This is a genomic window from Polaromonas sp. P4_F9, from assembly GCF_056401235.1.
The window spans coordinates 85,648-100,323 of the sequence record NZ_JBFUJT010000012.1 but is presented as its reverse complement, the minus strand read 5'-3'; the positions used below and the strand labels follow the sequence as shown (position 1 = coordinate 100,323).

Here is a 14,676-nt window from a genome sequence, read left to right as displayed (position 1 = left end):
TCAGTCCACCTTGATTTGCGAGCGTTCGGCAATGGCTTTCATGCGGGCAATGTCGGCGGTGATCATGCCGGGCCAGTCGGCAATGGCACGGTAGCCGGGCTCGAAGCCGGCGGCCTTCATCTTGTCCTGGGTGTCGGTGCTGGCCATCATGGTGGCCAGGGCCTTTTCAAGCCGCGCCTTGACGTCGGCCGGCAGGCCGTGCGGCGCTACCAGCGCCAGCCAGGCGGTCATGTCGAAACCGGGGTAGCCCGACTCGGCCACGGTGGGCACGTCGGGCAGCAGAGCCGAGCGTTTCGCCGTTGTGACCGCCAGCACCTTGATCTTGCCGGTCTTGAGCTGCGGCGCTGCGGCCACCACGGTGTCGAACGACAGGGGAATTTGCCCGCCGATCAGGTCGGTCATCAGCGGCGCGCTGCCCTTGTAAGGCACATGGGTCATTTTGAGGCCGGTGGCGTTGTTGAACATGGCCCCCGCAAAGTTGGAGCTGGTGCCGTTGCCGAAACTGCCATAGAGGAACTTGTCGGGGTTGGCCTTGGCGGCGGCCACCAGTTGCGGCACGGTGCTCGCGGTGACGGACGGATGGGCCAGCACCGCCAGCGCCACCGAGCCGACCATGCCGATGGGCTCGAAGCCCTTGACCGGGTCATACGAGAGTTTGGCCTGCAAGGCCGGGTTCAGCGTGAAGGTGGAGTTGGAACTGACGAGCAGTGTGTAGCCGTCGGGTTTGGCATTGGCCACGGCGGCCGCGCCAATGGCCGTGCCGGCGCCGGGCTTGTTCTCCACCACCACCGGCTGGCCCAGCTGCTCTTCGAGCTTGCGGGCCAGGAGGCGGGCCAGCACGTCGGCCGCGCCGCCGGCAGGGTAGGGCGCGACCAGCGTAAGGGGTCGCTCAGGGTAGCCCGCCGCGCAGGCGAGCCCGGCAAGGAGGAAGCTGCCGGCGACCAATGCGCGGCGCAGTGGGTTGAAGAACGTGCCTGAAGTACTTGGAGCTCTGAACGTGCTTGACATGATGACCTCTCGTAAAAAGAAAACGATTCAACCTGCAACGGGCAGCAGCGCATGGCGTGCCGTGACCACGGCGTCCAGCGCTGCAACGAATTCATCGGCCTCGGCATCGCCGAAGGGCAGCGACAGCGCCACCAGCCCGCGCCGCGCCAGAAAAATGCCGCGCTCCAGCAGGTCGAAAAACAGCAGCGCCTTGACGCGGTCGTCGGCGCCGGCCAGGTCGGCCGCGTTGCGCAGGGTACGGTCGGTGGCATGCAGTTGCATCACCGAACCCAGACCGGTGAACTGCAGGCCCACCGCGTGGCGTTTGAACACGTCATTGAGTCGCTTGCGCAGGCGCTCACCGCGCTGGTTCAGCCCATCGAGCGCGGCCGGTGTCAGCACCTGCGTCAGGCCGGCCAGGCCGGCCGCCATGGTCAGCGTGTTGTTGTTGAAGGTGCCGGCATGGGCCAGTGCGTCGGCGCGGCGCGGGTCGAAGCGCGACATCACGTCTGCCCGGCCACCGAACGCGCCAAACGACAACCCGCCGCCGAAATATTTGCCCAGCGTGGTGAGGTCGGGCCTCAAACCCAGCAAGGCCTGCCGCCCGCCACCGGACAGGCGCGAGGTCATGACTTCGTCGAGGATCAGCAGGGCGCCACAGGCGTCGGCCTGTGCGCGCAAGCCGTGCAAAAAGGCGGGTTCTGCGGGAATGCAGCCGCCCGCGCCCAGCATGGGCTCGACCAGGATGGCCGCCAACTGCGGGCCATGCGCCTGGACCAGCGCGCGCACGGCATCCAGGTCGTTGTAGGGCGCGACCACAAAGTCATGCGGCACGTTCACGGGCGAGCCGCCACCGCCAAACGACAGCACGCCGCCATGGTAGGCGCCGTTGAACACCAGCACCTTGCGCCGGCCAGTGTGCGTGGTGGCAGCCGCCAGCGCCATCAGGTTGGCTTCGGTGCCCGAGTTGGTGAAGCGCAGCAGCGCCATGCCGGGAAAGCGGCGCTGGATTTCATGCGCCAGCGCGGCCTCGCGCGCGGTATGCGACGACAGGCTCAGGCCGTCCTGCAGCGCGGCCACGATGGCTTGCCGGATCACCGGATTCGAGTGGCCGTAGATGCCCGCGGTGAATTCGCCCAGCGCGTTCAGGTAGCGGTGGCCGTCGGCGTCCCACAGATGGCAGCCTTCGCCCCGCGCCATGTAGAGCGGGAACGGCGTGTAAAACAGCACGCTGCGGGTATTGCCCGCGGGCAGCACGTCGGCCGCTTCGCGCAGCAGCCGCTCGCTGCCGGGGTTGCGGGCACGGTAGCGGGCGGTGGTTTCGGCCAGGGCCGAATCAAGCGCGGTTTCGGTTGAGGAAGACGTGGAGGGCTTGTTCATGGTCGTGGTGTTCCGGTATTAATCAAGGTGGCGTTGTCAACGCAGGCGGGCCGGTGACAGCGCGGCCGCTTCGACGCCGTGCTGGACAAGGTCTGCTGGCAGGGCCACGTTGCGCAGCAGGGCGTCGGCCAGTGCGCTGGCGCCGGCCGCGCTCTGGATGCCGTAGCCGCCCTGGGCCGCCAGCCAGAAAAAGCTGGGGCAGGCGCCATCCCAGCCGATCACCATCTCGCCATCGGGCACAAACGAGCGCAGCCCGGCCCAGGTGCTGCCGGGACGGCGAATCGTCAGGGTCGAGACGCTTTCGATCTGGTAAATGCCCGTGGCAATGTCCAGCTCTTCGGGCACCACGTCGTGCGCAACCGTCGGGTCGGCATTGGCGGGCGAGCCCAGCAACTGGCCGGCGTCGGGCTTGAAGTAATAGCTTTCGTCCATGCCCACCACGGCCGGCCAGCCGGACACGTCCACGCCCTCGGGCGCCTTGAAGGTAAAGGCGCTGCGCCGGTGCGGCACCAGCCCGATGGGGGCTGCGCCAAACAGGCCCGCCAACTCGTCGGCCCAGGCGCCGGCGGCGTTGACCACCGTGCGTGCCCGCAGCGTCTGGCCGTCGGAAAACTGCAGCGCCCAGCCCTGTCCGTCATGGCTGGCCTGGGTCAGGGTGGTGCTGGTGCGCAGCTCGCCGCCGCGCTGCCGGAAGCCCCGCAAAAAGCCTTGGTGCAGTGCATGCACGTCGATGTCCTGGGCGCCGGGGTCGTACAGGGCGCCGTGCACCATTTCGGGCCGCAGGCAGGGCACGCGCTCCAGGGTGGTACGGGCATCCAGCACTTCCAGGCAGGGGCAGGTCGTGGCCAGTTCGGCGCGGGTTTTCGCCATCAGCGCTTCCTGCCCGGGCGTGGCGAGGTACAGCGCGCCCCGTGGCTGCATGAGCGGCGCGGTGGCAAAGCCTTCGGGCGGGTGTTCGTAAAAGGCCCGGCTGGCGCGGGTCAGCGCCCGCACGGCCGGCGGGCCGTAGCTTTCCATGAACATGGCGGCCGAGCGGCCGAGCGGCCGGTGGAGTGGTAGCCGGGCTGGGCCTCGCGTTCGAGCAGCAGCACACTGCGCTGCCCGGCCAGGCGCCAGGCCACGGATGCACCGGCGATGCCGGCACCAAAGATAACAATGTCAAATTCTCGCATTTGAGAATTCTCACATGCGAGAATCGTGCCTGTCCAGTGCCATCCGCCTATTTTCAGTCTGAACAAGGGAAAACACCATGCCCGCACGCTCTGCAAGCTCTGCCCGCACCCCTGCCGCCGCCCCGGAGGCCGACCGGGTGCAGCTAGGCCTCAGGCTGCGCGAACACCGCAAGGCACGGCGGCTGACGCTCAAGGACCTGTCGGGCCAGTCAGGCGTGGCGCTGTCCACGCTGTCCAAGATGGAACTGGGCCAGATTTCGGTCAGCTACGAAAAACTTGCCGCCGTGGCGCGGGCGCTGTCGCTGGACGTGGGGCAACTGCTGGATGCGCGGGCCACGCCACCGGCCGGCACGGCGGCGCCCGTCGTGGTGTGGTCCGAAGCCGGCGGTGCGCCGGCCTACAGTTCGGGCAATTACGACTACCGCATGCTCGCAACCAGCTTTCCCGGCAAGCGCATGACGCCGCTGCACGGCCGCATCGTGGCGCGCGAGCGGGGCCAGTTCCCTGATTTCATTCGCCACCCGGGGCAGGAGTTCGTGACGGTGCTGTCAGGCCGGGTGCGCATCGAGTTCGAGAGCGGCGAAATCGTCGAAGTCGGCCGTCATGAGTCGGCCTATTTCGACAGCGGCGTTGGCCACATCTATCTCTCGCTGGGCCGCACCGATGCGCAGGTGCTGGTGGTGATGAGTGAGTAGGGGCCTCAAGCTCGTAGCGAAACGCGGTGAAGGATTTGGGCTGCTATTGATTTTCCGGCGTCTGACGTCGGTTTCTCAAGGTCTGCAGTCGTATCCACCGTGATCCATCGGCCTGCAAGCCGCCCGTCAGCCGGCCTTAAGCCTGGCCTAATCGCGCCTTGTTAGCCTCGCGCCCATGTTGAACCGCATCCCCTCCTTCCTGCGCCATGTCGGCCCAGGCGTGGTCACCGGCGCCGCCGATGATGACCCTTCCGGCATCGCCACCTACACGCAGGCGGGGGCGCAGTTCGGCACCGGGCTGCTCTGGACGGTGTTTTTGTCGCTGCCCTTCATGATCGCCATCCAGCTGGTCAGCGCGCGCATAGGGCGTGTCACCGGCAAGGGCGTGGCGGCCAACCTGCGCGAGCACACGCCGCGTGCCTTCCTGATGAGCATGGTGTTTTTGCTGGTGATCGCCAACACCATCAACATCGCGGCTGACATCGCCGCCATGGGCGAGGCGCTGCAGTTGGCGGTGGGCGGCGGCGAGCATTTCCATGCGGTGGCCTTCGGCGTCATCACGGTGCTGCTGCAGGTCTTCGTGCCTTACCGCAAGTTGGCGCCCATCCTCAAGTGGCTGACGCTGTTCCTGTTTGCCTACCTGATCGCCGTGCTCCTGGTGCAGGTGCAGTGGACCCAGGTGCTGCATGACCTGGTGATCCCCAGGCTGCAATGGACCTCGGGCTACTGGATGATGATCGTCGCGCTGCTGGGCACCACGATTTCGCCCTACCTGTTTTTCTGGCAGGCCTCGCAGGAGGTTGAGGAGCTGCGCCTGAAGGGCGCGGGGCACGGGTCGGAACAGGAAGTGCGCCGCGACCTGCGCCGCGTCAAGCGCGACACCTACATCGGCATGTTCTTCTCCAACGCCATCGCTTTTTTCATCATGGTGCTGGGCGGGGCGGTGCTGTATGCGGCCGGCATCCACGACGTCACCTCGGCCGCGCAGGCGGCGCAGGCCCTGCGCCCGCTGGCCGGCGACTTTGCTTTTGCGCTGTTTGCCGGCGGCATCATCGCCACCGGCCTGCTGGCCGTGCCGGTGCTGGCCTCGTCGGCCGCCTACGCGGTGGCCGAAGCCTTCGGTTGGCCCGAGGGCCTGGAGCGTCGCTGGTACGAGGCCAAGCGCTTTTACGCCATCATCGTCATCGCCACCATCGTGGGCACCGGCATGGATTTCACCACCATAGACCCGATGAAGGCGCTCTACTGGAGCGCGGTCATCAACGGCGTGGTGGCCGCGCCCATCATGGCCGGCCTGATGCTGCTGGCCGGCCGGAAGTCGGTGATGGGCAAATTCACCTCGGGCTTCAAGACCACCTGGTTCGGCTGGGGCGGCGTGGTGGTGATGGGCTTTGCGGTGCTGATGATGTTGCTGGATTTGTTCCGCCCGCTGATTCAGGGCGGTTGACACGCGCCATCAAAAGGGGGGATGGCAGTGCCCCGCCTTTGGCCATGCGTGCTTTTGTGCGTGTTGTGGAGGCAGGCGTTGACCCTCTCTCCTTTTTTATTCCCTCTCCCCCTGGGAGAGGGTTAGGGTGAGGGCCTGCGGCGGGAAAAATGCCGCGGCGCATGCAAAGGCTGCGGCCCTGTCTTGCAGACCGCAGCCCGGTCTGAGCCCGGACTTCTTCACGCTGTCCAGATGCGCGCAGGCGCATCTGGAGCCGCAGCGTTCAGCCCCCGCCCTCTCCCAGAGGGAGAGGGAGAAAACAAATCCCGGCCAGCGCAGCTGCTCACGCGAAACCCACGGAACGCCCTGGCTCAGGCCTTGCCACCGCCGAAGCGCTGCCGCAGTTGCGAGGTGGACCGGGCCAACAGCCCCACGTCCACGCCCACCGCGGTAAAGGTGGTCCCCAGCGAGATGCAGCGCTGGGCAAAGGCCTCGTCGCCCGTCAGGATGCCGGCGGGTTTGTTGCATTTCACGATGCGCTGGATGGCTTCTTCGATCTTCGCGACAACAGCCGGGTTGCCCTGCTCGCTGAGGTAGCCCATGCTGGCCGCCAGGTCGCCCGGGCCTATGAAGATGCCGTCCACGCCGTCGACGGCCGCAATCGCTTCGAGATTGTCGAGCGCTTCCAGGGTTTCAATCTGCACCAGCAGGCACAGCTCGTCGCGGCAGGTTTTGGCGTAGTTCGGAACACGGCCGAAGCGCGAGGCCCGCGTCAGCGCGGAGACGCCGCGCATGCCGCCGCTCGGGTAGGTGATGCTCTGCACGGCCCGCCTGGCTTCCTCGGCGTTCTGCACATAGGGGATCAAGAGGGTCTGCGCGCCTATGTCGAGGTAGCGCTTGATCAGCACCGGGTCGTTCCAGGCGGGCCGCACCACGGCGGAAACCGGGTAGGGCGCGACGGCCTGGAGCTGGGCCAGCACGTTGGTGACGTCACTGGGGGAATGCTCGGTGTCCAGCAGCAGCCATTCGAAGCCGGAGCCGGCCAGCAGCTCGACGCCGTAGGGGCTGGAGAGCGTGCACCACAGGCCTATCTGCTGATGGCCGCCCAGCAGCATTTTCTTGAATTGGTTGACTGGCAATTCCATGGTTCCGCCTTGTTGCTTGATGAGTGCGTGCGCTATTGCTCGCGTTATGGCCGAGCGGTGAAACGAATCCGCACGCCCGGAGGCCAGTTTAGAGCGGTGCCTAGCTGAAAGAAACGCCGATGGAGCCCAATGGGCCGAAGTCGGCATGGATGGTGTCGCCCGCGGCGACCGGCGTGGGCCGCGTGAACGAGCCCGCCAGCAGGATGTGGCCCGCCTGCATCGTGATGCCGTGCAGCGCCAGTTTGTTGGCCAGCCAGACGATGCCCATGGCGGGGTGCCCCATGACGGCGGCGGAAACGCCGGACTCTTCGATGACGCCGTTTTTGGACAGCGTCGCGCTGACCCATCGCAGGTCGACGTCCATGGGCTTGACGACACGCCCGCCCGTCACCATGGCCGCCGCTGCCGCGTTGTCGGCGATGGTGTCGCAAATCGCGCGCGGCACGTCGGTGCGGTAGTCGATGATTTCCAGCGCGGGCGTCACATAGGCCGTGGCGTCCAGCACGTCATAGATGGTGACGTTCTTGCCGCCCAGCGGCCGGCCCAGCACAAAAGCCAGCTCCACTTCCAGGCGCGGCGCGTGAAAGCTGCTGGCCGGGATGCGGGCGCCGTCGGTGTACAGCATGTCGTCCATCAGCATGCCGTAGTCGGGCTCAGTCATCTTCGAGGCCATCTGCATCGCGCGCGAGGTCAGGCCGATCTTGTGGCCGACGATGCGCGCGCCCTGTGCGACCTTGCTGTCCGCCCAGAGCTTCTGGATGGCATAGGCGTCCTCAATTTCCATCGCGGGCCAGGTCTGGCTGACCTGGCGTATTGGTTGGCGGGTGCGGCCGGCTTCCAGCAGCGCGTCCGCGGCCTGCCGGTGTTCAATCTCGGTGATCATGTCTCGGGTGTCCTGTCGGTGGTGTTACGCGGGCGGGAGCCGGCTCAGGCCGCAAAGCGCTGGATGAAGGGCGTTTCGGCTATGCCGTGCTCGTTGACCCAGTGGGCCAGCTCGTCATGCCGCGGCATCCAGACCTCGTCATGGGCCAGCATGTAGGTCAGCAGTTTGTCCAGCTGTGCCGACATCAGGGGCCGGCCGCCGAAGTTGCCGTGCATGGTGATGTTGATGAGCGAGCCCGATTCCTGGCGGTAGAGGTAGTCGAACATGTCCTTGTAGCAGTGGTACCAGTCGTCCGGCGCGCCGCGCAGCACGCGGTTGTCGGCGTAGTCGCTGTGCGGAATCGCCACGATGCGGCCGGACTTTGTGGCCACCTGGTGCGGCTGGTCGATGTCGTTGTAGTCGCCGTGCCAGAGCAGACCTTCCTGGCTCAGCAGGTCGGCCGTGCGGTCGGTGGTCGCGATGGTGGAGCTCAGCCAGCCGGTGGGGCGCACGCTAGAGACTTCCTGCAGGATGCGCAGGCTTTTCTGGATCAGCGCGCGTTCGTCGGCCTCGTTCAGGCCGGACAGCACCTCATCCTGCGCGTAGTTGTGGCCGCCCAGCTCAAAGCCCGACTTCACGATGTGCCTGACCGTCTCGGGAAACAGCTCCGCCGAGCGCGCGTTCACGCAGACCGTTCCCGACACGCCGTGGCGTTCGGCGATTCGCATCAGCCTGGCGATGCCGGAGCGCCCGCCGTAGTTGGCCCAGAGAATGCCGGCCCGGTCAATCTCGCCCGCTTTGGGCGGGCTGGTCATGGGCGAATAGGGCGGCGCCTTGCCGACGGACCAGTTCTCCATCAGGAAGGTCAGTACGACCGTCATCCGGGGAAAGGCGGCGCTGGCCCTGCGGCCTGCGGGGGTGGTGGCTGGTTGGGTTGTCATTTTGTCGTTGGTTTCCTGGTTCAATTCATTCGGGCGTGATGCCGGCTTTCTGGACGATGGACTTGTAGACCTGCGTGCTGTCGGCCAGCAGCCTGGCGAACTCTTCGGGCGAGGCTTCGACGGCGTCATAGCCGTTTTGCTGCAGTTGCGCCTTGACGTCCGGATTGCGGAGGATCTTGAGGATGTCGGCATTGAGCCGCTGCACGATGGGTGCGGGAAGGCCGGCTGGCCCCATGACGCCCACCCAGGTGTCGGGCACCGAAAAGCCCGTGAGGCCGCCTTCGGCCAGCGTCGGGATGTTGGGGGCCGATTTGGAGCGGTGGCTTTCCACCACGCCGAGCGCGCGGAGTTTTCCGGCCTGGATGTAAGGCAGGGTGTTGGACAGCACCAGCAGGCCGGCGTCTATCTGCGCGCCGACGACGTCGGTCAGGGCCGGCGCGCCGCCACGGTAGCCGACGTGCGTCAGCGCGAGTTTTTGCGAACTCGCCAGCAGCAGGCCGGCCAGGTGCTGCGAGGTCCCCGAACCGGAGGTCGCATAGGACAGGCCCTTGGCCGAACCCTTGGCCGCCGCGACGAAATCGGCCACCGACTTGATCGGCGAGGACGCGGGCACTACCAGCGACTGCGGCGCGGTGGCCACGTGCGAAATGGCGGTGAAGTCCTTGACGGGGTCGTACTTGATTCCCTTGGTAAAGAACTGCACGGTCTGGTGCGGCGGGCCCAGGTTGATCAGCAGGGTGTAGCCGTCCGGCGCTGCCGCCGCGACATAGGCCGAACCAATGGCGCCGCTCGCGCCGGCGCGGTTTTCAATGATGATGGGCTGGCCCAGGGATTCGGACAGCTTGGGCGCCAGGATGCGCGCCACCGTGTCGGCCGCGCCACCCGCGGCAAAAGGTGCAATCAGCTTGATGGGTTTGGACGGGTAAGCCGCCTGGGCGGTTGCGGGCGGTGCCCAGGCGGCCGACAAGGCCAGCGCCAGGGCGGCGAGCTTCAGGCTGTGCGAGAGCAGGCGGCGCCGGCCGGAACCGGGGGGAAGGTGAGGGGTCATTTTGTCTCCAGAAGCAGAAGAAGCAGTCGTCATGGAGTGGATGCTATGCCCCGCCTTTATTGCTGTCCAATGCATAATAAAGTCATTGGCTATACCAGAAAGGTATTCATGGACTTGCGCCAACTGTCTTACTTCGTGGCCGTGGCCGAAGAGCTGAGCTTTAGCCGTGCCGCCTTGCGGGTACACATTTCACAGCCGCCCCTGAGCCGCCAGATCGCCAGGCTCGAACAGGAACTGGGGGCGGTCTTGCTGATCCGTTCCTCGCATGAGGTGGCCCTGACGCAGGCGGGCCAGGCGCTGCTGGAGGAAGCGCGCCGCCTGCTGGCGCTGTCGGCGGGCATTCCCGAGGTCGTCGGCCGCGCCAGCCGCGGAGAAACCGGCTCGTTGCGCATCGGGTTTGTGGGCTCCACCATTTACACCTCGGTGCCTGCCCTGTTAAGCCAATACCGGCAGCTCTATCCCCACGTGGCGGTGTCCGTGCAGCAGCTCACGGTGGCCCGGCAAACCGTCATGCTCAAAAACAGCGAGATCGACGTCGGCATCATTCGCCAGTCCGTCACCGAGCCCTGGCTGGCCACGCGCAGCCTGTTCAAGGAAGGCTTCATGGCCGCGCTGCCGGCGCATCACCGGCTGGCGGGGCAGGACAGGGTCATGCTGCAGTCGCTGGCGGAGGAGGACTTCGTATTCTTCAGCCGCAGCGAGGCGCCCGCGATCCACGAACAGCTGCGCAAGATGTGCGAGGCCGCGGGCTTTTCACCGCGCATCGTGCAAGAGGCCTACCCGATGTCGACCGTGGTGGGGCTGGTGGCGGCGGGCGTCGGCATTGCCATCGTTCCCGAATCGATGCAGGGGCTGCAGATGCAGAATGTTTTGTACCGGGCGCTGCGCGGGACCCGGGCGAAAACCGAGTTCTTCCTGGCCTGGCATGTCGGCAACACGTCTCAAACCTTGCGGGGTTTCCTCGACATGAAGATGTGAGCAGGGATATCGGCAGGGCGGTCAAGCGCCGCCAGCACATGCTCGGGCGTGGCCGGCGCCTGCAGCACGACGGTCCGGTCCGGCCGGACTGAGGCGATCGCATCGCGCAAGGCCTCATACACACTGATCGCCAGCATCAGCGGCGGCTCGCCCACGGCCTTGCTGCCGAACACGTTGTCTTCGCGGTTGGGCTCGGGCCACAGTGCGATGTTGAAGTGTTCGGGAACGTCACCGGTGGCCGGGATCTTGTAGGTGCTGGGGGCGTGGGTCGACAGCGCGCCCTGGTCATTCCACACCAGCTGCTCAGTGGTGAGCCAGCCCATGCCCTGCACAAAACCGCCCTCGATCTGCCCGATGTCGATCGCCGGGTTGATGCTGGTGCCCACGTCGTGCAGGATGTCGACTTTCAGCACGCGGCTTTCACCGGTCAGGGTGTCGATGGCGACTTCGGTGCATGCCGCGCCATAGGCGAAGTAGTAAAACGGCCGGCCGGTCAGCGTGGTTTTGTCGTAATGGATTTTGGGCGTGCGGTAAAAGCCGTCGCTCCAGAGCTGGATGCGGTTGGCATGCGCGAGCTTGGCCACCTCGGTGAACGCACGCGTGCGGGCCGGTGTCGTGACTTCGCCGCCTGCAAAACGCACCGCCCCCACATCGCAGCGGTCCAGCCCGGCCACCCACTGCGCCAGGTTGTCACGCACCTGGCGGGCGGCGTACTGAGCCGCCCTGGCATTGAGGTCGGTGCCGGCGGATGCGGCGGTGGCCGAGGCGTTGGGGATTTTGCTGGTGTCGCTCGCCGTGGCCAGCACCTGCTCAAACGCCACGCCGAGTTCGTCGGCCACGATTTGCGCGACCTTGGTGTTCAGGCCCTGGCCCATCTCGGTGCCGCCATGGTTCACCTGCACGCTGCCGTCGGTGTACACATGCACCAGCGCGCCGGCCTGGTTGAACAGGGTGGCGGTGAACGAGATGCCGAACTTGACGGGCGTGATGGCGATGCCGCGCTTGATCACCGGACTTTGCGCATTCCATGCAGCCATGGCTTCACGCCGCTGGCGATAGTGCGCAGTCTGCTCCAGCCTGGACAGCAGGGGGTGCAGGATGTTGTCTTCGACCTGCATGCCGTAGTGGGTGGTGTCCCGGCGTCTTTCGGGCGTGGTGTCGGTCTTCGGTGCGACGATCTCGTCGCTGTACAGGTTGCGCTTGCGCACATCGAGCGGATCCAGCCCCAGCGTCCGGGCAATATCGCCCAGGATGGTTTCGATCGCGATCATGCCTTGCGGCCCGCCAAAACCGCGAAACGCCGTGTTGCTCTGCATATTGGTCTTGCAGCGGTAGGACGTGATCGCCACGTCTTCGAGAAAGTAGGCGTTGTCGGCGTGAAAAATCGCGCGGTCAGCCACCGGGCCGCTGAGGTCGGCGCTGAAGCCGCAATTCACGGCCATCGTGAGCTTGAGGCCGCACAGGCGGCCGCTGTCGTCAAAGCCGACCGTGTAGTCATAGGCAAACGGATGGCGTTTGCCGGTGACCAGGAAGTCGTCGTCGCGGTCCATGCGCAGCTTGACGGGCCGCCCGAGTTTGTGGGCCGCAAGCGCCGCCCACACCGCCATGTGGCCGCTTTGGGTTTCCTTGCCGCCAAACCCGCCGCCCATGCGGCGGCACTCGACGCGCACGGCGTGGCTGTCAATGCCCAGCGCGTGCGATACCCAGTGCTGGGCTTCGCCGGGGTGCTGCGTGCTGGAATAAATCAGCCACTGGTTCTGTTCCTGCGGCAGCGCATAGGCCACCTGGCCTTCGAGATAAAAATGCTCCTGCCCACCCACTTCGAACGAGCCACGGAGGGTGTGTGGCGCCGCTGCCAGCGCGGCCTCGGCATCGCCGCGCTTGACGACCACGGGCGGCAAGACAAAGCTTTGTGCTGCCAGCGCGTCCCGGACATCGAGCACCGGCGGCAGCGCTTCTATGGTGAGTTGAACCTTGCGCGCCGCGCGGCGGGCCTGCATCACGGTGTCGGCCACGACCACACCGATCACCTGGCCGATGTGCTCGACCCTGGTCGTCGCCAGCACGGGCTCGTCTTGCCCGAACGTGGGGAGCAGCGGGTCGCCCGGGATGTCGCCGGCCAGCACCACACCGCGCACGCCAGGCATGGCCAGCGCGGCGCCAGCATCGACTCCCAGCAGTTTGCCGTGGGCCACGGTCGACAGGATGGGCGCCGCAAACAGCGTGCCCTTGACTTCGGGAATGTCGTCGACATAAAGGGCTGAACCGGCCACCTGCGCACGGGCACTTTCATGAAAGTGCGGGCGTCCGGCGGCCGCATGAACCGGCAGTGCTTCGGGGGCGTTCATGCCGTCTCCTCCAGCCGGAAGGATTCCAGGTTGATCTGCCGTAAGCCCTGGCTTTCGAGCCAGTAGCGCTGCAGCAGGTTGCCCAGTACCGTGCTGCGATAGGCGGCGGAAGCACGCATGTCCGAGATCGGCGAGAACTCGGCGCGCAAGGTGGTCATGGCTTGTTGCACCGTCTCGGCAGTCCATACCTGGCCGAGCAGCGCTGCCTCGGTCTTGACGGCGCGCACCGGCGTTGCGGCGACACCGCCCGCGCCTATCGACGCGCTGGTCACGATGCCCTTGTCGATGCGCAGGTTCAGGGCCAGGCAGACCGCGGAGATGTCGTCGTCGTAGCGCTTGGAGATTTTGTAGACGCGAAGCAACTCCTGCCCCTCACCCCAACCCTCTCCCCAGAAGGGCGAGGGAGCAATACCGTCTTTTTCTTCAATCCCCTCTCCCCCTGGGAGAGGGTTAGGGTGAGGGCTCCCCGGCCGCGGCACCTTGATCCAGGCCAGCACTTCATCCGAGGCCATCACGGTCTGGCGATAGCCGGTGTAGAGCTGCTCCAGCGGCATCTCGCGGTGGCCGTGCACATTCATCAGCACGACATTGGCGCCCAGCGCAATCAGCAGCGGCATGGAGTCGCCAATCGGCGAGCCATTGGCGACATTGCCGCCCAAGGTGCCCGCGTTGCGCACCGGCAGGCCGGCAAAGCGTGCGGCAAAGGTGTGCAGCTGGGGCCGGTCTTTCGCCAGCGCGGCATAGGCATCGGCCAGCGTCACCGCGGCGCCTATGGCGATGTGCTGCGGGTAGTCTTCAATGCGGCGCAGTTCCTGCACCCTGGTGACGTCGAGTACCTGGCGGAGCTGCTGGTGCTGCTTGGTCACCCACAGGCCCACGTCGGTGCAGCCGGCCACCAGTTGCGCCTTGGGGTGCGCGGCCCGCGCCTGCAGCAGCGCTGCCAGGGTGGACGGCGATTCGTAAGCGAAATCGGCGCCTGGCCGGGACGACGAGGGCGCCAGTTGTTTCAGTTTTTGTAGCAGGGCGGTTTCGTCAATGGCCACCTTCGGGAGCGCGTCCATGGCTTGCGCGGCGTCGAGAATGGGCCGGTAGCCGGTGCAGCGGCACAGATTGCCCGAGAGTTCTTCCTGCGCCAGCTCCCGCGTGATGGGTTCGCCCTGGCACACATGGTTCTGGTACATGCCGAACAGGCTCATGACAAAGCCGGGGGTGCAGAAGCCGCATTGGGAACCGTGGCACTGGACCATGGCCTCTTGCGCGGGGTGTAGTGTTGGTTCACCCCTTTCTTCTTCGCCAGTAGGGGCCGCGGAACCGGCTTTGCCGGGCCGCAGGCGCAGCGCCCCCTCGGGGGGCAGCGCATTACACGAAGCCGAAGGCGAAGTGAAAAGCGTGGGGGCAATATCTTCCACCGTCCACAGCGCCAGGCCGTCAATTGAATGCGCCAGCCGGATGCAGCTGTTGATGGCGCGGTAGCGGATGGTTTTGCCGTCGGCCTCGCCCAGCACCACGGTGCAGGCGCCGCAGTCGCCTTCGCCGCAGCCTTCCTTGGTGCCGGTGCAGGCGAGGTCTTCGCGCAGTACCTCCAGCAGGGTGCGGCTGGGTGGTACATTGGCAAGCGTTACCACTTCACCACGCCGGATGAACCGGATGGGCTTGACAGTGTTCTGGGTGTCAGATCGGATGGCCATGCTAGA

At 66.2% G+C, this 14,676-nt stretch carries 11 protein-coding genes and 1 pseudogene; 3 read left to right on the top strand and 9 right to left on the bottom strand.

Going from position 1 to position 14,676, the window contains the following annotated elements; translation table 11 throughout:
- The 3 genes and pseudogenes from AC1DUB_RS12680 to AC1DUB_RS12670 form a co-directional block, all read right to left on the bottom strand.
- Positions 1–1,008: a Bug family tripartite tricarboxylate transporter substrate binding protein gene (locus AC1DUB_RS12680; RefSeq protein ID WP_477729777.1), complete on the bottom strand. Its 1,008-nt coding sequence runs from the start codon at positions 1,006–1,008 to the stop codon at positions 1–3.
- 27 nt (positions 1,009–1,035) lie between these two features.
- Positions 1,036–2,367 carry an aspartate aminotransferase family protein gene (locus tag AC1DUB_RS12675; protein WP_477729776.1) on the bottom strand — a complete coding sequence of 444 codons (1,332 nt, stop codon included), beginning with the start codon at positions 2,365–2,367 and terminating at the stop codon, positions 1,036–1,038.
- 36 nt (positions 2,368–2,403) lie between these two features.
- Positions 2,404–3,539, bottom strand: a pseudogene (locus tag AC1DUB_RS12670) (NAD(P)/FAD-dependent oxidoreductase).
- Positions 3,540–3,616: 77 nt separating this feature from the next.
- On the opposite strand from AC1DUB_RS12670, the gene AC1DUB_RS12665 reads away from it, so the two are divergent.
- A complete protein-coding gene (locus tag AC1DUB_RS12665; RefSeq protein WP_477729775.1) occupies positions 3,617–4,234 on the top strand; it encodes a helix-turn-helix domain-containing protein in 618 nt (205 codons plus the stop codon).
- A gap of 175 nt (positions 4,235–4,409) precedes the next feature.
- A complete protein-coding gene (locus AC1DUB_RS12660; protein ID WP_477729774.1) occupies positions 4,410–5,681 on the top strand; it encodes an Nramp family divalent metal transporter in 1,272 nt (423 codons plus the stop codon).
- A 350-nt stretch (positions 5,682–6,031) separates the two neighbouring features.
- Here the strand turns inward: AC1DUB_RS12660 and AC1DUB_RS12655 are convergent, their stop codons facing one another.
- The 4 genes from AC1DUB_RS12655 to AC1DUB_RS12640 form a co-directional block, all read right to left on the bottom strand.
- Positions 6,032–6,805: an aldolase/citrate lyase family protein gene (locus AC1DUB_RS12655; RefSeq protein WP_477729773.1), complete on the bottom strand. Its 774-nt coding sequence runs from the start codon at positions 6,803–6,805 to the stop codon at positions 6,032–6,034.
- 100 nt (positions 6,806–6,905) lie between these two features.
- Positions 6,906–7,688 carry a 2-oxo-hept-4-ene-1,7-dioate hydratase gene (hpaH, locus tag AC1DUB_RS12650; protein WP_477729772.1) on the bottom strand — a complete coding sequence of 261 codons (783 nt, stop codon included), beginning with the start codon at positions 7,686–7,688 and terminating at the stop codon, positions 6,906–6,908.
- Positions 7,689–7,732: 44 nt separating this feature from the next.
- Complete coding sequence (locus AC1DUB_RS12645; RefSeq protein WP_477729771.1) at positions 7,733–8,608, bottom strand: polysaccharide deacetylase family protein; 876 nt, start codon at positions 8,606–8,608, stop codon at positions 7,733–7,735.
- Positions 8,609–8,633: 25 nt separating this feature from the next.
- Positions 8,634–9,656, bottom strand: coding sequence for a Bug family tripartite tricarboxylate transporter substrate binding protein (locus AC1DUB_RS12640; protein WP_477729770.1), 1,023 nt, complete (start codon positions 9,654–9,656; stop codon positions 8,634–8,636).
- Between the two features lie 108 nt (positions 9,657–9,764).
- Between AC1DUB_RS12640 and AC1DUB_RS12635 the strand changes: the two genes are divergently transcribed.
- Complete coding sequence (locus AC1DUB_RS12635; protein WP_477729769.1) at positions 9,765–10,634, top strand: LysR family transcriptional regulator; 870 nt, start codon at positions 9,765–9,767, stop codon at positions 10,632–10,634.
- Here the strand turns inward: AC1DUB_RS12635 and xdhB are convergent.
- Both xdhB and AC1DUB_RS12625 read right to left on the bottom strand, forming a co-directional pair.
- Entirely contained in the window at positions 10,598–12,982 is a 2,385-nt protein-coding gene (xdhB, locus tag AC1DUB_RS12630) for a xanthine dehydrogenase molybdopterin binding subunit (protein ID WP_477729768.1), read from the bottom strand. The genes AC1DUB_RS12635 and xdhB overlap by 37 nt on opposite strands.
- The gene (locus AC1DUB_RS12625) at positions 12,979–14,670 is read right to left on the bottom strand and encodes a xanthine dehydrogenase small subunit (protein WP_477729767.1); all 1,692 of its coding nucleotides are present in this window, start codon (positions 14,668–14,670) and stop codon (positions 12,979–12,981) included. Before AC1DUB_RS12625 ends, xdhB begins: the two co-directional genes overlap by 4 nt.
- Positions 14,671–14,676 lie beyond the last annotated feature (6 nt).